Annotated in this window: 16 protein-coding genes, 1 pseudogene and 1 riboswitch; of the genes and pseudogenes, 15 read left to right on the top strand and 2 right to left on the bottom strand. The window is 42.8% G+C overall.

Features of this window, described 5'->3' with window-relative positions:
* Nucleotides 1-2: 2 nt before the first annotated feature.
* The 7 genes from JQM81_RS08280 (at nt 3) to JQM81_RS08250 (ending at nt 9,543) form a co-directional block, all read left to right on the top strand.
* On the top strand, nt 3-2,399 hold the full coding sequence (locus JQM81_RS08280) for an ABC transporter permease (RefSeq protein ID WP_235233043.1): 2,397 nt from the start codon (nt 3-5) through the stop codon (nt 2,397-2,399).
* 58 nt (nt 2,400-2,457) lie between these two features.
* A riboswitch (cobalamin riboswitch) is annotated at nt 2,458-2,647 on the top strand.
* 230 nt (nt 2,648-2,877) lie between these two features.
* The gene (locus JQM81_RS08275; RefSeq protein ID WP_235233042.1) at nt 2,878-4,080 is read left to right on the top strand and encodes a sirohydrochlorin cobaltochelatase; all 1,203 of its coding nucleotides are present in this window, start codon (nt 2,878-2,880) and stop codon (nt 4,078-4,080) included.
* Between the two features lie 11 nt (nt 4,081-4,091).
* Nucleotides 4,092-4,637 (top strand): hypothetical protein, encoded by a 546-nt coding sequence (locus JQM81_RS08270; RefSeq protein ID WP_235233041.1) that lies wholly within the window; start codon nt 4,092-4,094, stop codon nt 4,635-4,637.
* Between the two features lie 381 nt (nt 4,638-5,018).
* Nucleotides 5,019-6,791: an ABC transporter ATP-binding protein/permease gene (locus JQM81_RS08265; RefSeq protein ID WP_235233040.1), complete on the top strand. Its 1,773-nt coding sequence runs from the start codon at nt 5,019-5,021 to the stop codon at nt 6,789-6,791.
* Entirely contained in the window at nt 6,791-8,497 is a 1,707-nt protein-coding gene (locus JQM81_RS08260; RefSeq protein ID WP_235233039.1) for an amino acid ABC transporter ATP-binding/permease protein, read from the top strand. Before JQM81_RS08265 ends, JQM81_RS08260 begins: the two co-directional genes overlap by 1 nt.
* Before the next feature lie 204 nt (nt 8,498-8,701).
* The gene (locus JQM81_RS08255) at nt 8,702-9,007 is read left to right on the top strand and encodes a DUF2325 domain-containing protein (protein ID WP_235233038.1); all 306 of its coding nucleotides are present in this window, start codon (nt 8,702-8,704) and stop codon (nt 9,005-9,007) included.
* On the top strand, nt 8,992-9,543 hold the full coding sequence (locus JQM81_RS08250) for a DUF3793 family protein (protein WP_235233037.1): 552 nt from the start codon (nt 8,992-8,994) through the stop codon (nt 9,541-9,543). Before JQM81_RS08255 ends, JQM81_RS08250 begins: the two co-directional genes overlap by 16 nt.
* Before the next feature lie 57 nt (nt 9,544-9,600).
* Here JQM81_RS08250 and JQM81_RS08245 read toward each other — a convergent pair whose 3' ends face one another.
* A complete protein-coding gene (locus JQM81_RS08245; RefSeq protein ID WP_235233036.1) occupies nt 9,601-10,479 on the bottom strand; it encodes a hypothetical protein in 879 nt (292 codons plus the stop codon).
* Nucleotides 10,480-10,805: 326 nt separating this feature from the next.
* Here JQM81_RS08245 and JQM81_RS08240 point away from each other — a divergent pair, with 326 nt between their 5' ends.
* The 3 genes from JQM81_RS08240 to JQM81_RS08230 all read left to right on the top strand — a co-directional run bounded on the left by JQM81_RS08240 (nt 10,806) and on the right by JQM81_RS08230 (nt 14,422).
* On the top strand, nt 10,806-11,489 hold the full coding sequence (locus tag JQM81_RS08240; RefSeq protein ID WP_235233035.1) for a LiaF domain-containing protein: 684 nt from the start codon (nt 10,806-10,808) through the stop codon (nt 11,487-11,489).
* Nucleotides 11,486-12,298, top strand: a complete 813-nt coding sequence (locus JQM81_RS08235) for a DUF4097 family beta strand repeat-containing protein (RefSeq protein ID WP_235233034.1) — start codon at nt 11,486-11,488, stop codon at nt 12,296-12,298. Before JQM81_RS08240 ends, JQM81_RS08235 begins: the two co-directional genes overlap by 4 nt.
* A 126-nt stretch (nt 12,299-12,424) precedes the next feature.
* Nucleotides 12,425-14,422, top strand: coding sequence for a glycogen synthase (locus JQM81_RS08230; RefSeq protein WP_235233033.1), 1,998 nt, complete (start codon nt 12,425-12,427; stop codon nt 14,420-14,422).
* A 156-nt stretch (nt 14,423-14,578) separates the two neighbouring features.
* Here JQM81_RS08230 and JQM81_RS13805 read toward each other — a convergent pair.
* Nucleotides 14,579-15,031, bottom strand: a pseudogene (locus tag JQM81_RS13805) (cyclase family protein); the annotation flags it as partial.
* Nucleotides 15,032-15,213: 182 nt separating this feature from the next.
* On the opposite strand from JQM81_RS13805, the gene JQM81_RS08220 reads away from it, so the two are divergent.
* The 5 genes from JQM81_RS08220 (at nt 15,214) to hypF (ending at nt 21,624) form a co-directional block, all read left to right on the top strand.
* Nucleotides 15,214-15,885, top strand: a complete 672-nt coding sequence (locus JQM81_RS08220) for an MATE family efflux transporter (RefSeq protein ID WP_235233032.1) — start codon at nt 15,214-15,216, stop codon at nt 15,883-15,885.
* A gap of 278 nt (nt 15,886-16,163) precedes the next feature.
* Complete coding sequence (locus JQM81_RS08215; RefSeq protein ID WP_235233049.1) at nt 16,164-16,925, top strand: P-loop NTPase; 762 nt, start codon at nt 16,164-16,166, stop codon at nt 16,923-16,925.
* Nucleotides 16,922-18,214 (top strand): nitrogenase component 1, encoded by a 1,293-nt coding sequence (locus tag JQM81_RS08210; RefSeq protein ID WP_235233031.1) that lies wholly within the window; start codon nt 16,922-16,924, stop codon nt 18,212-18,214. The genes JQM81_RS08215 and JQM81_RS08210 overlap by 4 nt, the downstream gene beginning before the upstream one ends.
* A gap of 3 nt (nt 18,215-18,217) precedes the next feature.
* Complete coding sequence (locus JQM81_RS08205) at nt 18,218-19,261, top strand: nitrogenase component 1 (protein ID WP_235233030.1); 1,044 nt, start codon at nt 18,218-18,220, stop codon at nt 19,259-19,261.
* A gap of 14 nt (nt 19,262-19,275) precedes the next feature.
* Complete coding sequence (gene hypF, locus JQM81_RS08200) at nt 19,276-21,624, top strand: carbamoyltransferase HypF (RefSeq protein ID WP_235233029.1); 2,349 nt, start codon at nt 19,276-19,278, stop codon at nt 21,622-21,624.
* Nucleotides 21,625-21,636: the final 12 nt, after the last annotated feature.

Genomic DNA, 21,636 nt, shown 5'->3' with positions numbered 1-21,636 from the left:
AGATGAAAGACGGAAAGATGAGAAATCCGCTTTGCAAGAGAATTGTTCGAGAGCTAAAAAGGGACTGGAAAAAATATCTGGTTGTTGCATTGTTCCTAATCCTTACCATTGGGTTTGTATCAGGCATGTATGTTGCCAATGGAAGTATGATGCAGGCTGCTGCGGAGGGGAAAGAGAAGTATCATCTGGAGGACGGACATTTTGAACTAGATCAGAAGGCAGATCAGGAGCTGATCCGTGCGATTGAAACCGGGGAAAAAGCTGATGTGAAACAGTTTTATCCGGATCAAGCCAAAATGGAACTGGATGACTCAGATTTTTCAGCAGTTCCTGTAACTGTATATGAGAATTTCTACCGGAATGAGGATGAAGATCATGATAATGACGGAAAGTCCGATGGTACCATCCGAGTGTATGAAAGAACAGAAGAGATCAATCAGGCCTGCCTGATGGAAGGAAGTTTCCCGGAGACGGAAGATGAGATTGCTGTTGATCGGATGCATGCGGACAATGCAGGAATTCAGGTAGGAGATACGATTACTGTCAGTGGGCAGTCTTATTATGTTACAGGGCTGATTGCCTATGTAAATTACTCTACGCTTCATGAGAAAAGTACGGATCTAATGTTTGATGCACTGAAGTTTAATGTGGCTATGGTAACGAAGGATGGCTTTGGACGTCTCTCTGGTTCAATCCACTATACATATGCATGGAAATATGAACAGAAATACGCAGATGAGATAGAAGAAAAGAAGCAATCCGATGATTTCATGAAAGCTTTGCTTACCCAGACGGTCGTGCATGAGAATGAGCTTCAGGATTATGTTCCCCGTTATGCGAACCCGGCAATCAATTTTGCGACGGATGATATGGGGTCAGATGAAGCGATGGGCGGAGTGCTTCTGGATATCCTGATCGTGATTATTGCTTTTATCTTTGCGGTTACTATCAGCAATACTATTATGAAAGAATCACAGACAATCGGTACCCTCCGGGCATCCGGATATACAAAGGGTGAGCTTGTGAGGCATTATCTGGCAATACCTGTGATTGTAACTATGATTGCAGCAATTGTGGGCAATCTGATGGGGTATACAGTCTTTAAGGATGTTGTGGTATCTATGTATTATAACAGTTACAGTCTTCCAACCTATGAAACAATATGGAACCCGGATGCGTTTGTTAAGACGACTGTAATACCAGTATTCCTGATGTTTGTGATAAATCTGTTAGTGATTATTCGCATGATGCAGCATACACCACTTCAGTTTTTACGGTGTGATCTGAAAAAGTCAAAACGAAAGAAAACTGTAAGGCTCCCGAAGTGGAAGTTTTTTAGCAGATTCCGTCTGCGTATCATATTCCAGAACATGCCTGATTATGCTGTTCTTTTTGCGGGCATTTTCTTTATTATGGTTATGCTGGCTATGGCAGTCGGAATGCCGTCTACCTTGAATTACTATCAGGACAATGCAGAAGATATGATGTTTGCAAAGTACCAATATGTATTGAAATCCTGTGAAGATGAGGAAGGGAAAATGATTCATACAGATAATCAGGACGTAGAGGAATTCTGTATGAAAGCATTAAAGAAGACAGGGGATGAATTGGATGAAGAAGTGTCCATTTATGGCATTCGGGATAACAGCAGATATATCCAGATTGAAAACTTATCAGAACTTGAAGAAAATGAAGTGTACCTTTCACGACCATTCAGTGAGAAGTATAACCTGAAGGTGGGAGATATCATTAAGCTGGATGAAAAATATGAACATAAGCAGTATCAGTTTAAAGTATCAGGAATTTATGAAAAATGTCAGAGTATTGCAGTTTTCCTTCCGATTGAAAAATATCGTTCTTTATTTGAACTGGGCAAGGAGGAGTTCACCGGATATATCTCAGACACAGAGATTACCGATATCGAAGAAGATAAAATCGCGACAGTTATTACGAAAGAGGATATTACGAAAATGTGCGACCAGTTAGATCATTCTATGGGAGCCTATATGCAGTATTTTCAGATTCTGTGTATCCTGTTATCTGCAGTGCTGATTTATCTATTGACAAAGCTTATTATCGAAAAGAACGAAACGGCAATCTCCATGGCGAAGATTCTTGGTTATGAAAACCGTGAGATCGCAAGCCTATATTTGCTATCTACAACAATGGTAGTGGTTGTGGCGGATACCATAAGTGTAATATTAGGTTCTACGGTAATGAAACAGGCATGGAAAATCATTATGTTTAAATATAATGGATGGTTTGCCTTTACGATAGAGCCAATGGGCTATGTGAAGATGTTTTCCTTCGTTCTTCTTGGATACCTGATAGTAATAATACTGGATTTCAGAAGAATCCGAAAGATTCCGATGGAAGAGGCATTAAAAAATGTGGAGTAGTCAATAACCATAGATATTAAAAAACAATTTCAGAGACTTTACATTTTTATTCGGGTGTGATAAGGTATGTTCGATAGGTTCAGACAATCATGGATTGTCTGATGAAAAGGGAAACAGGTGCAAATCCTGTACGAACTCGTCACTGTAAGCGAGGAGTGCAAGGCCAGATAAGTCACTGAGCAATTGGGAAGGCGGCCTTGGATGTGGATCCGTAAGTCAGGAGACCTGCCTATTGAAAAACGGAGTGGGATATGCCCACAGATCACGAGTAACTGGTCGCAACCGATTATAATGGAGATATTACATTTCTGGCAGTGTCTGTATCTGCCGGAAGTGTTGTTTGATTATGTCAGTATTACGTCCTTTTACCATTTTATGGAAAAAGGACGTTTTTTGGCTTTAAGTCATTATACCCTCATAAGTACTGCCGTTATATCCTTTTGTCGGAAATGGACCAGAAATAAGAAGGAGGAACAAGATGAAGAAAAGAGTAGTAGCAATCTTGCTGGCAGTTTCCATGGTAAGTGCTCTGGTAATGACCGGATGTTCTGGCAGCAGTGAGGAGACATCCGAAACGGCGGAGGAAACTGAAGAAGTAGAGACAGATGCTGATCAGGAAGCGGCAGATGAAGTAGCTGCATTGATTGATGCCATCTATGTGCAGGAGAGAACAGATGAAACGGATGAACAGTGCAAGGAAGCCAAAGAGGCATGGGACGCACTGACAGATGAGCAGAAGGAATTGGTAGAAGGGGAAAATGCAGATCCGGATTACTTTGGAAGAGATACAGGCGATGCATCCAAAGATGATCCTCGTAATCAGGATGATATTGGTGAAAATGAGATCCTCGTAGTCAGCTTTGGAACCTCTTTTAATGACAGTCGTGTGGCTGATATTAAGGGAATCGAAGATGCACTTCAGGAAGCATATCCTGACTGGTCGGTAAGAAGAGCATTTACGGCACAGATCATTATTAACCATATTCAGGCGAGAGATGAGGAATGTATTGATAATATGGATCAGGCATTGGAACGTGCAGTTTCTAATGGAGTGAAAAATCTGGTGGTACAGCCGACGCATCTGATGCATGGCGCAGAATACGATGAGCTGATGGAATCTGTAGAAGCTTACCAGGATCAGTTTGAATCTGTAAAAGTTGCAGAGCCTTTGCTTGGAGAAGTCGGAGAAGATGCAACGGTTATCAATGCTGATAAAGAAGCGGTTGCTGAAGCGACTACTTCTGAGGCAGTGGAAACAGCAGGATATGACAGCCTGGATGCTGCAAAAGAAGATGGCGCTGCATTTGTATTTTTGGGACACGGTACCTCTCATACTGCAAAAGTATCTTATAGCCAGATGCAGACACAGATGAATGACCTCGGATATGACAATGTATTTATCGGAACGGTAGAAGGCGAACCGGAAGAAACGGCATGTGAAGCTGTTATAGATGCAGTTGCCCAGGCAGGATATAAGAAAGTAATCCTTCGTCCTTTGATGGTTGTTGCAGGAGACCACGCTAATAATGATATGGCAGGAGACGATGATGACTCCTGGAAGAGCATGTTTAATGCTTCCGGAGAATTTGACAGCGTAGATACACAGATTGCAGGTCTCGGAGAGATTGAAGCGATTCAGAATCTTTATGTAGCACATGCTAAAGCAGTAATTGGCGAGTAGGAGTTATGAAAATGAAGAAAAGGGTAATCGCAGTTCTTGGAATACTTTTGCTTTCATCTGCGCTTGTATTTGGATGTTCTGGAAAGAATGATACTCAGGATACGGATGCAAAAGAACAGGTAGAAGAAACAGACCAAAAAGAGGATGTAGATACAGAGAGCAGCAGTGAAGCAGATGCTGGAATAGAGGATGGTACTTATTCCGCAGATTTTAATACAGACAGCGGAATGTTTCATGCCAATGAAGCCTGTGAAGGAAAAGGTACTTTGACGGTAAAAGATGGAAAAATGACAATACATGTTTCTCTGGTATCAAAGAATATACTGAATCTCTATCCTGGGCTTGCTGAAGATGCTCAGAAAGATGGGGCAGAACTTCTGGAGCCTACGGAAGATACTGTGACGTATAGTGATGGCACGACAGAAGAAGTGTATGGATTCGATATTCCAGTCCCGGCATTGGATGAAGAATTTGATCTTGCGTTAGTAGGAACAAAAGGAACTTGGTATGATCACAAAGTCAGTGTTTCCAATCCAGAACCGGTTGAAGGTGAGTAAAACGAAAAATGACTTTGAAGCAGTTAAATATTGGACGATCTGGAACTTTATCCTTATCCGTCTTTTGAACAGGGAGAGCATACTCTTTAAAAGGAAAAGAGCACGAACTGCTTCATCGTAATTTTGTCTAAACAATAGGAAGAAGAGACTTGGGGATTGATGTGCCTCAAGTCTTTTTTATTGTGCGAAGTTTAAAACAGAAGCAGTTTGTTGAAAAAAGTAATTGACAGTTTGTGTAATAAAATGATATATATAAGTTAGTTGCCTCAAACTGAGGCTTCTTTTTTTTGAATTGCGGTTAGTGAGCACTAATTCAAATAGCCGGTGAAAACCATTATTATTCAGAAGAACAGAATCGTGAAAGAAAGGAAACTACAAAACATGATAAAAACAAGGCTGGTCAAACTGTTATCTCATGCAAAAAAATATATTGTGTTTCAGGTCGTATGGAAGTGGATATCCCTGTTATGCCAGGTAGTGATGATCTATGTTGCTTCCATGCTTTTGGAGAGTGCATTGTTTGATGCGATCACAAAGAATCAGCTGCTTTTATACGGTATCGTGATTCTTATTGCCATTTCATTGCGCCTGATCTGTGACAGACAGGCATCCTATGCTTCTTATGAGGCGAGCGTGGATGTGAAACGGATATTGCGTGAGAAGATTTATGGGAAATTATTGAAACTGGGAGCATCTTATCGTGAAAGTGTTGCGACTTCTGAAGTGGTACAGATGGCAGCAGAAGGTGTGGAACAGCTGGAAACATATTTTGGAAAATATTTGTCTCAGTTATTCTATAGCCTGCTGGCTCCTATAACGCTCTTTGTTATCCTTGCTTTTGTAAATCTGAAAGCAAGCCTGGTACTTTTGGTCTGTGTTCCGCTAATCCCGATCTCTATCGTGGCAGTACAGAAATTTGCAAAAAAATTATTAAACAGATATTGGGGAATCTATACAGAACTGGGAGATTCTTTCCTGGAGAATCTGCAGGGATTGACAACTCTGAAGATCTATCAGGCTGATGCAGATAAAGCAGATGAGATGGATGAAGAATCTCAGAGATTTCGGCGGATTACCATGAAAGTGTTGACTATGCAGCTGAATTCTACCAGTGTGATGGATATCATTGCCTATGGCGGCGCAGCAGTCGGTATGATCGTGACACTTTCAGAATATATCAATGGGAATGTAAGCTTCAGTGGAGCACTCATGATTATATTACTGGCATCTGAATTCTTTATTCCGCTGCGGCTTCTGGGTTCTTTTTTTCATATTGCTATGAACGGTATGGCGGCAAGTGACAAGATCTTTGCGCTATTGGATCTGCCGGAACCGGAGGAGAAAGAGATTGAGCTTGGAAAAGAAACGACGACTATCCAATTAGAGGATGTGCGATTTGCCTATGAAGAAGAAAGGGATATTCTGGAAGGTGTGACCGTGGAATTGAGCGGCGGCAGTTTCACTTCTCTGGTGGGAACCTCTGGCTGTGGAAAAAGTACCATTGCGGCTATCCTTATGGGAAGAAACAAGGGCTATCGGGGCAGCATTACTATCCAGGACCAGGAACTTTCGAAAGTTTCAGAAAAGAGCTTGATGGATCACATTACTCTGGTCAGTCACAATAGTTATCTGTTTAAAGGAACAGTCCGTGAGAACCTGAAGATGGGGAAAGCCGATGCATCAGAAGAAGAGATGTACGCAGTGTTGGAAAAAGTCAACTTGTTAGGATTTTTGGAGGAACAGCAAGGACTGGATACGCCTATCCTGGAAAGAGGAAGCAATTTCTCCGGCGGGCAGTGCCAGAGACTGGCGCTGGCAAGAGCGCTTCTCCACGACACACCGGTCTATATCTTTGATGAGGCGACGTCCAATATTGATATGGAAAGCGAAGAGATGATTATGGAAGTAATACGGGGGCTGGTGAAGACGAAGACAATCCTGCTCATTTCTCACAGACTTGCGAATGTAGTAGAATCTGACCGAATCTATATGTTGGAGAAGGGACATGTGGTACAGTCTGGTACTCATAAGGAGCTGATGGAATCTGGAGGAGCTTATGCAGATTTATACCGATATCAGCGAGATCTGGAATACTATGGACACGCGATCAGTCAGTCAGAAGGACATTTAGACAGAAAGGTGGTGGCAGAGTAATGGAGCAGAAAAACCGAAGAAAAGGTATTGTGATTATGGGACAACTCATTGGATTAGTGAAACCGTTGCTTCCGCTGATGAGTCTTGCCATTCTACTAGGAGTGCTGGGATATCTGTGTGCCATTTTTTTAACCATTCTTACCGGGTATGGAATGTTATATGGATTGTCAGAGATTCTGCGGCAAAACGTGGACGTGATTGAAGGGGGATTCTTCACGTCACGGTCATTTGGAACGATAGCGTCAATCCTGATTGTTCTTGCTATTCTGCGTGGTGTGCTTCATTATGGAGAGCAATATTGTAACCACTTCATTGCATTCAAGCTGCTTGCAATCATTCGGCATAAAGTATTTGCGTCACTTCGCAGGCTATGCCCGGCGAAACTGGAAGGACGAGATAAGGGGAATCTTATCTCTATCATTACATCAGATATCGAGCTTCTGGAAGTTTTCTATGCGCATACAATCTCTCCGATTGCCATTGCAATTCTGACTTCTCTGATTATGATTCTTTTTATCGGTGCACAGTATGCACCGGCAGGTATACTTGCACTTCTGGGGTATATAGTAGTCGGTGCCGTGATTCCGGTCAGGAACGGGAAGAAAGGAGCGGAGGAAGGGATGCAGTTTCGGAATTCTTTCGGGGAGCTGAACAGTTTTATATTGGATTCCCTTCGTGGACTGGACGAGACAATCCAGTATGACAAGGGCGAAGAGCGAATGAAACAGATTGATGATCGTTCCAGGGAACTGGGACTGATGCAGAAGAAGTTGAACCGTCATGAGGCAGTGCAGGGATCCTTGACGAATATGGCCATTTTGTTATTCTCCTTTGGAATGCTCTTCTTCATGCTTTGGAAGTATGAAAGAGGCATTGTCAGTTTTGACAGTATGCTAATAACAGTCATTGCTATGATGGGTTCTTTTGGGCCGGTGACGGCACTGTCTAACCTGTCTAATAATCTGAATCAGACACTGGCCAGTGGAGAGCGTGTTCTCTCTCTGTTGGAAGAAGAACCGCAGATTGAAGAAGTTGCCGAAAAAGAACAGACTATATTTGCAGGTGCAAAAGCAGAGCATGTGGACTTTGCCTATGAGGAAGAACAGATTCTGGAAGACTATTCCATTGAGCTCCCGAAAGGAAAGGTTGTGGGAATCCACGGGGCGAGCGGTTCTGGTAAATCTACGCTGCTAAAGCTTTTGATGCGCTTCTGGGATGCAGACCAAGGAGATATTCGAATCTCCGGAAAGGACATTCGTGAGATTAATACAAAAGATCTGCGGGATATGGAATCCTATGTGACGCAGGAAACATATCTGTTCCATGATTCCATTGCCAATAATATTGCAGTCGGAAGACCGGGGGCTTCCAGAGAAGAGATTATAGAAGCGGCAAAAAAAGCTTCTATCCATAAATTCATCATGACGTTGCCAAATGGTTACGATACGGAAGTTGGTGAATTGGGAGATACCCTCTCTGGCGGAGAAAAGCAGCGAATCGGGATTGCAAGGGCATTTCTTCACGATGCGCCGTTCATGCTTCTTGATGAGCCGACCAGTAATCTGGATTCCTTAAATGAAGGAATTATTCTAAAATCATTACATGAATCCCGAGGGGATAAAACGGTGGTGCTGGTATCGCATAGAAAATCCACGATGAATGTGACAGATGTAATCTATGAGATGGAAAATGGACGGATTTGTTAAATAATATTGAGATAAATTATCGATATTACGAAATGATACCAAAAAGAATTGACACAGGAGCATAAGATAGTTATTATATAAAATAATAAGTTAGCTGGAACTAACAAAGCTGTATAAAAGTGATTTAAAGAAAGATTGCGCCGCAAGGCGTTTTCTTTCAAAGTATAGGTTAGCCATTACTAACCAAGAAGGGAGATGCTGAACATGAGTGTGGTAATCATAGGTGGAAATGAGTGTATGGTTCGAAAGTATAAAGATTTATGTCAGGAATATCAATGTGATGCGAAAGTATATCCGAAGCAGAAGAGCAGCTTGAAAGGAATCGGGAATCCGGATTTGATGGTGCTGTTTACGGGGACAGTATCACATAAAATGGTGCGCAATGCATTGAATGAGACCAAAGGAAGAGACGTTCGGATTGTTCGTTCTCATACAAGTTCAATGTCAGCTCTGAAGAGCATTCTGGAAGAAAATGTAAGACTGGAGGGAGCAGCATGTCCGATGAGATGATTATCCGTCATTGTTCGTCCACATTAGCAGGATTAAAGACAGGGAATGTGTTTAATTGTCCGTATTCAGATAGAAAAGAATTATTATCCGCTGTACGTTCCCTGAATCGACGTCTGGTACCAAAGGGAGTACGTGTGATTCCGCTGCGAATGTCTGCTGACCGGGTATTGCTCTATATTTATCGCCCGAATAAACTGGAAAATGATCTGGCAGCAGAAGATGCAGCGAAGATCCTGAGAGAATACGGATATTCTGTAGACGATTCCGATAAATGCGTAGTCCGTCTGAGTAAGCGATTGCATGAGTCAGAAGAATTTCCGCATGAGATTGGACTTTTTCTTGGGTATCCGCCAGAGGATGTACGTGGATTTATAGAAAATCGCGCATGCGGATACAAATGTATCGGATGCTGGAAAGTATACGGAGATGAACAAAATGCAAAAAAACAGTTTGAAAAGTATCAAAAATGTACGAATGTGTATTGTACACAATGGGCAAAGGGAAGAAGTATTGAACGGCTGACGGTAGCTGTTTGAATAGTTAACTGCCATGCATTTAGAAAGAAGAAGCCGCCATTGGCGGCTTCTTCAGAGTTATAGATCAAATTCTTCTAAAAGCTTCTTCTGATAATTTTCATCTATTGCGGCTTTTATGATATCTTCTGTACGGTTTTGCTCTGCAAGCAACCGATTTAATTGATTCAGGCGCTGTGTAGCTTCTTTTATTCCAGCGGCCTCGCCCTCTTCGTATCCCTCAGCACGTGTCTGGCGCATATGCCTTTCCTCATCATATTCGTAGATACTCATTCGTTTCGCCTCCGCTCTGTTCTTCAAGAGAAATTCTGACAGAATTCCTTCTTTGATACATTCTGTTATCGCTCGCTCCACAGCATCCTCCAGTGACATTCTATCTGCATATTTCCGTACTCTAGCAGTATATAGAGAATAATCCTTTAATGTTTTACATGCATTTAGCAGTTCCTGATTATAATCTGGATTAATATTTAGCATAAGTGCCGTTAACTCCAAGGATGTATCCTCTTCCTCTATAGTATACATATCTGACAATTTCAGAATCATTTGATCTGGGAATGGATCTCTTCCATTATAAAAGATTATGAATCGAGGCGATGGTATGTTGATAGCCTTTCGCCCATACAGATTCTCGTTCTTTGTAATATTAGCATAGATATCAGATACATACAGTAAATACCGAAATGGTAGATTCGGGCTGTAAGTGGATTGGTGTTCATACAATGACAGTCTGGAGTCAATAATAAAAGATACATCGTTCTTCATTGACATATAAATAGCATTTTGCAAAGTGTTGATTTCCAGCAATTCAGGATCATCATAATCTGTTTTGTTGACTGCATTATACAAGGCAAGCAATTCTTTTTTGTCACTGAATATCATCTCAAAGATACGGGCTTTGTAGATGCGGTTTGAGGGAATTGTTCCTGTCTGTTCCATAAAAGACCTCCTTTTTCTATTCTTGCAGAGGTTTTTAAGTGCATCTTAGTCCATCCTGGAAATCCTCTGCTGTTATGTGGGTAATCAAGCATTGAGATTTCTAAGATTTTCTGATGATTGAGATGAATTTCAGATGTGTTTTGCTTAGACTAATAGAAATAAAATGCTTTGGCTGTATTTTATCATAATAAATATTGGAAGACAATAAATGAATTACAAAATCATACGAGTCTAAATAATTGACACAATCTCCTGAAAAATCTGCCTATCGAATAAGGCGGATTTTTTTTAGAATACAACTATACAAAGTGAAGGAGGAAAATGAGATGAAAAGAATAAACAATATTTTATGGGGGATTGTATTGATTGCGATAAGTGCAGTATTGGCTCTCAATGCATTTGGAATTACGAATATCGAGATATTTTTTGACGGATGGTGGACTTTATTTATTATTATTCCAAGTTTTATTGGGTTATTTAACAACGGTGACAGGACTGCCAGCCTGGTCGGGCTCCTGATTGGAATATTCTTGCTTCTTGCATGTCAGAATGTTTTGGATTTTGATTTGCTGTGGAAACTTTTAGTTCCGGTGATCATTGCGGTTTTTGGTGTGAAAATGATCCTGAGAGGAATTGTGGGAAATAAAAGTTCGGAGATTATGAAAACGATGAAAATGAATGGTGAGGAAGTTAAGATAGCTTTTGCAGCATTTTCCGGGCAGAATATCAATTTTTCTTATGAGGATTTCAAGGGAGCAGAACTTACAGCAGTCTTTGGCGGTGTAAAGTGTGACTTGAGAAATGCAATTATTGAAGAAGATGCTGTGATAACGGCCAGCAGTATTTTTGGAGGTATTGATATCCTTGTTCCAGATGGAGTCAATGTAAAAATAAATTCCAATTCTCTTTTTGGCGGCGCGGATGCGAAAAAACATCAGAATTCAAAGGACAACAGATGCACGATTTACATTAACTGTACATGTATTTTCGGAGGTGTGGATGTAAAATGACAACGGGACAGAAAGTTATTAAATATTTGGCATTGGCATTTGCAATCTTTTTAAGTATCAGTATCTTAAGTGGAATATGTGGAGCAGTGGGTGTTGTTTTTGGCCTGGTCAGCGATGGTACAGAAGGAAAGATGAGTGAATATGTTATTGAGAATGATGTTACAGATCTTATTATTGATATAAATGCTGCGGAACTTGAAATAAAGACCGGGAAGCAATTGAAACTGGAGACAAATCACAAGTATATTTCCTATGAGTTAAACGGCAGGCGTCTGGAAATCAGAGAAAAAAGGCCATTCTTTATGTCACATTTGAACAATATGAAAGTGGTACTTACAATCCCGGAAGAGACGATGTTTGAATCCGTTGAATTAAATACTGGTGTTGGAGAAGTAACAATAGATGAGCTTTTGACAGATTCTCTGGTTATGAATCTTGGAGTAGGAGAATTGAAGGCAGGAAGGATTCAGTCATTGAATCAGGCAGAAATTGACGGAGGCATTGGAGATGTTACGATCGCAGATGGACATCTGCATAATGCCGATATCGATATGGGAATCGGAGAATTAAATCTATCTGGAAGACTTGAAGGAGCCGGCAGCATTGATTATGGACTCGGAGAGACGAATCTTACACTGGAAGGGACAGCTGAAGATTATAGAATTGAACTTGATAAAGGAATCGGGGAGGCGAAACTGGAGAATCAGAAAATGCATGATGATTCCATTTATGGAGCCGGCAGTAATCGAATAGAGATTGATGGAGGCGTCGGAGAATTGAATATTTCGTTCAAAGAAATCTGTCAGTAAAAAGCAGCCATAATTATGATATTTGCCAAATATAGCATTTGTGATATAATATTCTATGATTTAAAATATTTGCTTGAAGTTAAGATCATAAAGAGTAAAATGTTATATTTATTTTGGAGGTATTAGATGGCTAAGAAACAAGCTACCAAAGCAACAACCAAGAAACCAGCTGCAACCAAGACAACTGCAAAGAAAACTGCAGCAAAAACAACCACAGCAAAAATAACCGAGACAAAAGCGACTGCAGTGAAACCAGAAGAGAAGAAGGTTGAAGAAGTAAAAGCAGAAAAGATAGAACCAGTAGAAACTGTGAAAGCAGAGAAGCCAAAGGCAGCAGCAAAGAAAGAAACAAAAGCAAAAGAAGAGAAGCCGAAGACAGCAGCAAAGAAAGAAACAAAAGCAAAAGAAGAGAAGCCAAAGGCAGCAGCAAAGAAAGAGACCAAGGCAAAGACAGAGGAACCAAAAGCAGAGAAAGTGAAGGAAGCTGTCGCAGAAGAACCAAAGGTAGAAGAAGTGAAGGAAGCTGTCGCAGAAGAACCAAAGGCAGAAGAAGTGAAGGAAGCTGTCGTAGAAGAACCAAAGGCAGAAGAGGTAAAAGCACCAGCTGCAGAAGAAGTAAAACCAGCAGAACCAGAAGTTGTAGAAGAACCAACATTTGAGGTGCGCCAGACTCCGAGAAGAAGTGTTGCATTTATTGGCTCTGAGTGTTATCCGTTTGTTAAGACAGGTGGTCTTGGTGATGTTATGTATGCATTGCCAAAAGCACTGGTAAAACAGAACTGTGATGTAAAAGTAATTCTTCCACGTTATAAATGTATTCCATGGAAATACCAGGAGAAGATGATCTATAAGGGATCTTTTGAGATGAATCTGTGTTCCGATGGAAGATCATTCTACGTTGGAATTATGGAATATGTCTGGGATGGAGTAGTATATGATTTCATTGATAATGAAGAATTCTTCAGCAGCGGTAATCCATATACGAATCTGATCGATGATATTCCGAAGTATTGCTATTTTGCAAAGGCAGCATTGGCAGCATTGAATTATATGGACTGGATTCCGGATATTATTCATTGCCATGACTGGCAGGCAGCCTTGGTTCCAGTATATTTGAGAACGTTATTTGAAGATACGAAACTGACTTCTGCAAAGACGATTCTGACTATCCATAATCTGCGGTTCCAGGGAATCTACAATATTCCTACAATCCGTTATTGGTCAGGACTGCCGGATTATGTGTTCAATAAAGATGCATTGAAGGTAAGTTACAACGATGCCAATATGTTAAAAGGTGGCTTGACTTATTCAAATGTCATTACTACGGTCAGCCATACATATGCCGGAGAGATTCAGACGGATTATTATGGTGAGAAGCTGGATGCTCATTTAAGATATCATTCTGGCAAATTAAGAGGAATTGTCAACGGAATTGACTATGATATCTGGAATACCAGCACAGATTCTAGATTATATGCCAACTATGACATTACAGATGTATTGGATAAGAAGAAGGAAAATAAACGAAAATTACAGGAAGAGCTGGGATTGGAGCAAGATGATCACAAGTTTGTTATCGGATTAATATCCCGACTGACAGATCAGAAAGGACTGGATCTGGTCAATGCGATTCTTCCGCAGATTATGGACGAACATACACAGGTTGTTGTCTTGGGAACCGGAGACGATGTGTATGAGAATTCCTTCCGCTATTATGAAAATGCATATAAAGGAAATGTGTGCTCGAACATTATGTATGATGAGACGAGAGCTCACAGAATCTATGCCGGTGCAGATGCCTTTTTGGTACCGTCTCAGTTTGAACCTTGCGGACTGACACAGCTGATTGCCATGCATTATGGTACAATCCCGATTGTCCGGGAGACAGGCGGATTAAAAGATACGGTAGAGCCTTATAATATGTTTACAAATACAGGAAATGGTTTCACCTTTAATTATTATGACGCTGGTCTTTTGCTGGATGCAATCAACAGAGCAAAGACCTTGTACTTCACCAATCGCTGGTGCTGGGATGAGATGGTTCAGAGAGATATGGATAAGGATTTCTCCTGGGATAAATCTGCTCAGCAATATAAAGACCTGTATCTGGAATTGACATGGTAGAGATGATATAATAAAACCCCTTTTCTTCAGACGGATGAGTCTGGAGAAAGGGGTTTTTGCTTTCGAATATCTTCGGAAGATCATATTGATGATATCTGTGGACTGGAATAACTTTTTGTGTCGTGTCAGATTCTCATCTGCGATAGGATCAAGACCTATGACATCGAAGCCGATTCCTTTATAATGCCCATGAATAATAAAGTCTAATACTTCATCGTCAATACAAGGATAATCGCCAAAATAGGCATCCGTTCCCCAGAACTTGTCCCATCCCAGATTAAATAAAAGAAAGTCTGCGGATTTGACAGTTGTTCCGTATTTCACCAGAGATGCCATGGTTATCGCGGACCCCGGTTTTAAATCACGGCAGTCGATGACCAGTGCTTTCCCGATAAATTGTTCTGCCGGGAATTGATCCAGAGTCGTTCGTCCCGGAAATATATGGGCGGGCGGATCCATATGTGTGCCGATATGTGTGAACAAGGTTACTTTTGTTTCTTTGAATCCATTTTCCGCGTAAGTGCTTGATGGTTCCAGGGTAGGAGGCTCTGTTCCCGGGTATACAGGCATATTTTCGCAGATTGTATGGGTAAGATCGATTACTTTCATTAAAAGGGTCTCCTTTTGAATTTCTATATATTGTAAAAGTATGATATTATTATAGGACATAATTTTGACGGAGTTAAGAGTGTTTTGATAAAAGAGTGTTTTGAATGAAAGGTATAGAAAGTGAATGTGCAAACCATTGATTTGGTTTGCACTTTTTTAATATTTTAAAGTGGAGGATAAGTATGGAAACGAAGAACAAAATGGGAACTATGGCAATGCCAAAACTAATCATCAACATGTCGCTGCCTCTAATGATCTCTCTTCTGGTGCAGTCATTATATAATATTGTTGATAGTGTCTTTGTGGCAAGAATCGGAGAAGATGCGCTGACGGCAACGTTGCTTGCCTTCCCGGTTCAGCTTCTTATGATAGCAGTGGCGGTAGGAACCAGTGTGGGAATCAATGCGTTACTGTCTAAGAGTATTGGGGCAAAGGATTACGAGGTGACGGAAAATATTGCTGCTACAGGTGTCATTTTGGCCGGAGCTGGCACACTGGTATTTGTGATATTAGGAATATTCTGCTCAGGATGGTTTGTTTCGTTATCTACAGATGAGAAGACGATTGGAGCGTTCTGCGAAGAGTACCTGTCCATCTGTATGATCTTCTGTGCAGGTACGTTCGTCGGAACGATGTTCCAGAGATCTCTGCAGTCAATCGGTGATACATTTGACAGCATGGTGACATTAATCGCAGGTGCGCTTACCAATCTGATTCTGGATCCAATCTTCATCTTCGGTCTGGCCGGCCTTCCTGCATATGGAATCAAAGGAGCCGCTATGGCGACCGTGATCGGACAATGGGGAGCAGCAATCCCCATTTTAACGCTTTGTGACATTTATAACGTTCATTGACGCATTTGGATAGATAAGATATAATAAAATCAACCATCGCAGACGGAGAGAATCTTTTCAATCTGAATGCAGATAAGATGAAAAATTACAGACTCTGACGGCAAGGAATATCCGAGCGGGAATAGTGGTATATATGGGAAAATATGTGATAGGAATCTTTCATTATTATGGCAGGATTTTTATTGATGTCGGATAATATGTATAGCTCTTTTACCGCAGCGGTAGAGGAGCTTTTTCTTTGTTGGTGGGAAAAGAAGATACAATTGTGGGAGGTTATTATGCTTAAAGTTGCAATCTACGGAAAGGGTGGTATCGGGAAGTCTACAGTCACATCGAATCTGGCGGCTGCCTTTGCGATGCTGGGCAAGAAGGTTATACAGATTGGGTGTGATCCGAAAGCGGATTCTACGATCAATCTGTTAGGCGGAGAACCCTTAAGACCGGTGATGAATTATATGAGAGAAGAGGATGAAGAACCGGAGAAGCTGGAAGACATCTCCAAGGAAGGATTTGGCGGTGTGCTTTGTATTGAGACGGGAGGTCCTACACCGGGACTTGGCTGTGCCGGGAGAGGAATTATTGCTACGTTCCAGCTTCTGGAGGATATGAAGTTGTTCGAGAATTACGAACCGGATGTGGTTCTGTATGATGTGCTTGGGGATGTTGTCTGTGGTGGATTCGCAGCACCGATCCGGGAAGGATATGCCGAGAAGGTTCTGATTGTAACTTCCGGTGAGAAGATGGCATTGTATGCGGCAGATAATATCTCACGTGCGGTGAAGAACTTTGAAGACCGAAGCTATGCCAGAGTATTTGGGATTGTGCTGAATCACCGGAATGTGGAAAATGAGACGGAAAAGGTTCAGGCATTTTCTGAGAAGAGTCATATTCCAATCGTTGGCGAGATCCCAAGAAGTGATGAGATCATTCGCTATGAGGATCAGGGAAAGACAGTGATTGAAGGGGAACCGGAATCACCGATCAGCCAGCGCTTTTTTGAACTGGCGAAATTATTGTTGGAAAATGAGGAGGAAGTATGAGACAGGAAGTTTACTACTGTACTGCGGAAGAATTGGTGAAGCTTGGTAAAGATGCCATTCCGCCGCAGCTGATATCAAATACACATCTGATCTACAGTTCGCCGGCAACATTGGCATTCAACTCTCCGGGGGCAGAAGGGTTCGGGGTAAAGCGTGCAGGGCTTGCGGTACCAGGATCTATTATGCTGATCGTGGCACCTGGATGTTGCGGAAGGAATACTTCTATGATCAGTTCGATGAGGGAATATCATGACAGGTTCTTCTATCTGTTGATGGATGAGACGGATATCGTGACTGGCCGTCATCTGAAGAAGATTCCGAAAGCGGTAAAAGAGATTTGTGAAGGCAGAGAAGAGAAGCCGTCGGTGGTTATGATCTGTATTACCTGTGTGGATGCACTTCTGGGAACGGATATGGAACGAATCTGCCGGCGCGCGACGGAAGAAGCAGGACTGCCGGTGCGGCCATGTTATATGTATGCGTTGACCCGTGAGGGAAGAAAACCGCCGATGGTTCATGTGCGCCAGTCTATTTATTCGCTTCTGGAACCGAAGAAGAAAAAGGGAAATGTGGTCAATCTCCTTGGATTCTTCTCTCCCCTTGTAGATGACTGTGAATTGTATGATCTTCTAAAAGACGCAGGTGTAAGGACGGTACATGAAATTTCCCGTTGTCAGGATTATGATGAATATCTGACGATGGCAGAGGCGAATTTCAATCTGGTACTGCATCCGGAAGCGAGATTTGCGGCAGAAGATTTTCATGACCGGTTAAAGATTCCATTTATTGAACTTACAAGACTTTATCAGATTGATAAGATTGCCAGCCAGTACCGCGCGTTTGGTGCAGCTCTGGGAGTACAGTTTTCTGATGTAGAGGTAAGAGAACAGGCCAGGAGAGCTGTGGAGAAGTTCCGGCAGGCATGTCCGGATGCTTCATTTGCAGTAGGAGAGTGTATGAATGGAGACGCGTTTGAACTTTCACTGGCACTGGTGCGTTATGGATTTCAGGTAAAGGAGATCTATGGAACGCTGACGGCGGAGAATTTCGTATATTTAAAACAGCTTGCGGCGGTAAGCCCTGAGACAAAAGTGTTCTCGAATCTGGAACCAACCATGCTATATTATGATGCTAAGGGCTCGAAAGTGAACCTGACCATCGGAAAGGATGCCGGATATTATCATCCGGGATGTCCGAATGTAGTCTGGAACCAAGACCGGCAGCCCTATGGTTATGCTGGTGTCAGAAGACTCTTTGAAGCATTGCTTGCGGCAAAGGAGGAGGCTTAGATTATGAAAGGATTAAGAAAATATCTGACGCCATTTGCACCGGATCAGTCTGGTGCAGTGTCAGTACTATATGAACTGGGTGGAATCATTGTGATCTGTGATGCCGGAGGATGTACCGGGAATGTCTGCGGATTTGATGAACCTCGATGGTTTTCCAGAAAAAGTGCGGTGTTCAGCGCAGGACTTCGGGATATGGATGCAATCTTAGGAAGAGATGACCGGCTGGTAGAGAAACTTACCGATGCGGCTTCCAAACTGGAGGTTTCCTTTGCCGCTGTAATCGGGACTCCGGTTCCGGCAGTTATTGGAACGGATTATCGTGCGTTGGAACGTATGAGTGAGAAGAGGATTGATTTGCCGATTCTGACGGTAGATACCGATGGAATGGAACTATATGACGCAGGAGAGGAAAAGGCTTATCTGGCGTTGTTCCAGAGATTTGCCAAAGAAAAACTGCCGATAGAACAGGGAAGGATTGGGGTTCTGGGAGCAACGCCACAGGATCTCAGTGACCTGGATGCTGCAGATAAGATTAGAGAAATTCTTAAAAATCAGGAAGATGCTTCGGCCATCTGTTATGGAATGGGTGATGGTCTGGATGAGGTGAAGAAAGCTTCTGCGGCACAGAAGAATCTGGTCCTCTCACCGGCAGCGCTGGAGGCAGCAAAGTACCTGGAAAAGGAATTCGGAACTCCTTATGAAGTAGGATATCCTGTGGCAGGAGAACTGGTGCCGGAGATGGACTATGCCGGAAAGAAGGTTTTAGTAGTGCATCAGCAGGTAATTGCCAATGCGATCCGGGATGAGATTCGAAGCAGAACCGCAGATAACGCAGAAGTTGTATCTGCAAGCTGGTTTGCCATGAAGAGAGAATTAAAGAAAAATGGCGATGTTTCACTGAAAGAAGAAGAGGATTATATAGAGCTGGTGGAAACGGGTTCCTGGGATGTAATCTTTGCCGATGAGTGTATGAAAAAGATGACACCAGGATTCCAGGGAATGTTTGTGGATGTTCCGCATTTTGCGGTTTCCGGCAGGTTAATGTAAGGATGGTAGAGCGGATGAAGGAGACGATGACCAGAAGGATAAGAGTATATGGGATTGTGCAGGGGGTAGGATTTCGCCCCACGGTGAGCCGCCATGCGATGAAAAATGGTATCAGCGGCAGTGTCTGCAATAAAGGACCGTATGTGGAGATATTTGCCCAGGGAACCGAAGTGCAGATAGAGGGATTTCTGGATGATCTTCAGAATCATCCGCCGAGACGGGCTGTAATCCTGAAGATGAATGTCGAGCCAGAAGAACAGCCGGTCACATTCGAGTCGTTTGAGATTATTGAGAGTGAGAAGACCAAAGGTGAGATCTTCGTGTCTCCGGATATTGCTATCTGTGAGGAATGCCAGGAGGAAATGTTCAATCCCGGCAACAGGCGGTATCTGCATCCATTTATCAATTGTACCTGTTGCGGGCCAAGACTTACCATTCTGGATGCACTTCCTTATGACCGGGAGCGTACCAGTATGAAGGAATTTCCCATGTGTCCGGAGTGTGCAAAGGAATACCATGATCCGGATACCCGGCGGTATGATGCACAGCCGGTCTGCTGTAATGAGTGTGGACCGGAAGTATATCTGATTGGCCGGGCAGAACGTGACCGTGATGCGATTACATATACTCGGAAGACAATTGCGTCAGGTGGAATCGTGGCAATCAAGGGAATCGGAGGATTCCATCTGTGCTGTGATGCAACGAATGAATCAGCAGTCCACAGACTTCGGGAACTGAAGCGACGCCCGGCAAAGCCATTTGCAGTGATGGCACGGGATATGGAAGTTGTGCGAAGAGAATGCGAAGTGACAAAGATACAAGAGCAGGTTCTGACAGGGCATCAGAAGCCGATTCTTCTGCTTGAAAGAAAAGAGAGTGCCAGGATGGCACCATCGGTGGCACCGGACAATCCAAAGATTGGCGTTATGCTTCCGTATGCACCGGTTCAGCTTCTGATCTTTCAATATGATGACGGAATCCAGATGCCGGATTGTCTGGTCATGACCAGCGGCAATACCTCGGGAGCGCCTATCTGCAGAGATGATGAAGAGGCATCTGCGGAACTGGCCTATCTGTGTGATTGTATGTTATCTCATGATCGTAAGATACGGATCCGGGCAGATGATTCTGTGATGGATTATTACAAAGGAGAACCCTACATGATCCGCCGTTCCAGAGGCTATGCACCACTTCCATTTATGGTGTCGGACCCGTGGAAAGGGCAGGTCCTGGCGGTAGGAGGCGAACTGAAGAATACCTTCTGCATCGGAGTGGATGGTCGTTTCTATCCGTCGCCTTATGTGGGAGATCTGGAAGACTTAAGAACAGTCAAGGCATTGAAGGAAACGATTATCCGATTGGAGACGCTTTTGGAAGTGGAACCATCGGTCGTAGTCTGTGATCTTCATCCCAGATATAATTCTACAGCAATCGCTGAAGAACTGGGGCTTCCAGTAATGAAGGTACAACATCATTATGCGCACATTCTCTCCTGTATGGCGGAAAATGACTGCGCAGAGCCTGTCATCGGGGTATCCTTTGATGGAACCGGATATGGAACAGATGGCACTGTGTGGGGCGGAGAGATTCTGGCGGCAGATTATGATGGATTTACCAGACTGGGGAGCATTGAGCCATTCTTGCAGATTGGCGGAGATATTTCCGCAAAAGAGGGATGGAGGATTGCCGTTTCCTTAATCTATGGCTATACGGGTGCAAGAGAAGAAGCACAGCAGATTGCCCAGAGACTGGGATTGTGCAGTGAAGCAGAGGCAAAGGTCTTACTTACCATGGCGGAGCGGAGGATCAATGCGATTACTTCCACCAGTGCAGGGCGGCTCTTTGACGGAGTGAGTGCAATTCTTGGGATTCGTCGCAGTTCCACATTCGAAGGAGAAGCTTCGACTACACTGGAATTTGCAGCGGAAGCTTATGAGAAGCAGGCAGGTTCTGAAGAAGCATGGAAGAGATTCATTGACGAAGAAGAGATTCTTCCATTCAAGGAGAATCAGGCTGACAGAATGATTCTCAACACAGGGGAACTGGTACAGAAGATTGTGCATGCACGGCTAGGTGGAGAGGATACTGAATGGCTTGCCTATCGGTTCCATGCAGAACTGGCCAGACAGATCGTGGCTGCCTGCATCCAGATCCGTGAGGAGAATGGAAGAAGAAAAGTAGCATTAAGCGGCGGGGTGTTCCAGAATCAATTGCTTCTTCGATTGACAGATGAATATCTGAAGAGAGAAGGCTTTGAAGTGTTAAAGCACAGCATGATTCCACCCAATGACGGGGGAATTGCCTTGGGGCAGGCTGCTTATGCGATGCATAAGATCAATGGAAATCAAGACGATTTATCATAGATAACAGATAGA

The sequence above is a fragment of the Faecalicatena contorta genome, from assembly GCF_021531895.1.
GTDB lineage: Bacteria > Bacillota > Clostridia > Lachnospirales > Lachnospiraceae > JAFBIX01.
This window is presented reverse-complemented; position numbering and strand designations above follow the sequence as displayed.

What these genes read in the sequence shown, in the direction of transcription:
- JQM81_RS08270 (WP_235233041.1), top strand. Translation starts at nt 4,092, where the DNA reads ATGAAGAAAAGGGTAATCGCAGTTCTTGGAATACTTTTGCTTTCATCT.
- JQM81_RS08275 (WP_235233042.1), top strand. Translation starts at nt 2,878, where the DNA reads ATGAAGAAAAGAGTAGTAGCAATCTTGCTGGCAGTTTCCATGGTAAGT.
- JQM81_RS08265 (WP_235233040.1), top strand. Translation starts at nt 5,019, where the DNA reads ATGATAAAAACAAGGCTGGTCAAACTGTTATCTCATGCAAAAAAATAT.
- JQM81_RS08230 (WP_235233033.1), top strand. Translation starts at nt 12,425, where the DNA reads ATGGCTAAGAAACAAGCTACCAAAGCAACAACCAAGAAACCAGCTGCA.
- JQM81_RS08210 (WP_235233031.1), top strand. Translation starts at nt 16,922, where the DNA reads ATGAGACAGGAAGTTTACTACTGTACTGCGGAAGAATTGGTGAAGCTT.
- hypF (WP_235233029.1), top strand. Translation starts at nt 19,276, where the DNA reads ATGAAGGAGACGATGACCAGAAGGATAAGAGTATATGGGATTGTGCAG.
- JQM81_RS08235 (WP_235233034.1), top strand. Translation starts at nt 11,486, where the DNA reads ATGACAACGGGACAGAAAGTTATTAAATATTTGGCATTGGCATTTGCA.
- JQM81_RS08220 (WP_235233032.1), top strand. Translation starts at nt 15,214, where the DNA reads ATGGAAACGAAGAACAAAATGGGAACTATGGCAATGCCAAAACTAATC.
- JQM81_RS08245 (WP_235233036.1), bottom strand. Translation starts at nt 10,479, where the DNA reads ATGGAACAGACAGGAACAATTCCCTCAAACCGCATCTACAAAGCCCGT.
- JQM81_RS08280 (WP_235233043.1), top strand. Translation starts at nt 3, where the DNA reads ATGAAAGACGGAAAGATGAGAAATCCGCTTTGCAAGAGAATTGTTCGA.
- JQM81_RS08215 (WP_235233049.1), top strand. Translation starts at nt 16,164, where the DNA reads ATGCTTAAAGTTGCAATCTACGGAAAGGGTGGTATCGGGAAGTCTACA.
- JQM81_RS08205 (WP_235233030.1), top strand. Translation starts at nt 18,218, where the DNA reads ATGAAAGGATTAAGAAAATATCTGACGCCATTTGCACCGGATCAGTCT.
- JQM81_RS08240 (WP_235233035.1), top strand. Translation starts at nt 10,806, where the DNA reads ATGAAAAGAATAAACAATATTTTATGGGGGATTGTATTGATTGCGATA.
- JQM81_RS08255 (WP_235233038.1), top strand. Translation starts at nt 8,702, where the DNA reads ATGAGTGTGGTAATCATAGGTGGAAATGAGTGTATGGTTCGAAAGTAT.
- JQM81_RS08250 (WP_235233037.1), top strand. Translation starts at nt 8,992, where the DNA reads ATGTCCGATGAGATGATTATCCGTCATTGTTCGTCCACATTAGCAGGA.
- JQM81_RS08260 (WP_235233039.1), top strand. Translation starts at nt 6,791, where the DNA reads ATGGAGCAGAAAAACCGAAGAAAAGGTATTGTGATTATGGGACAACTC.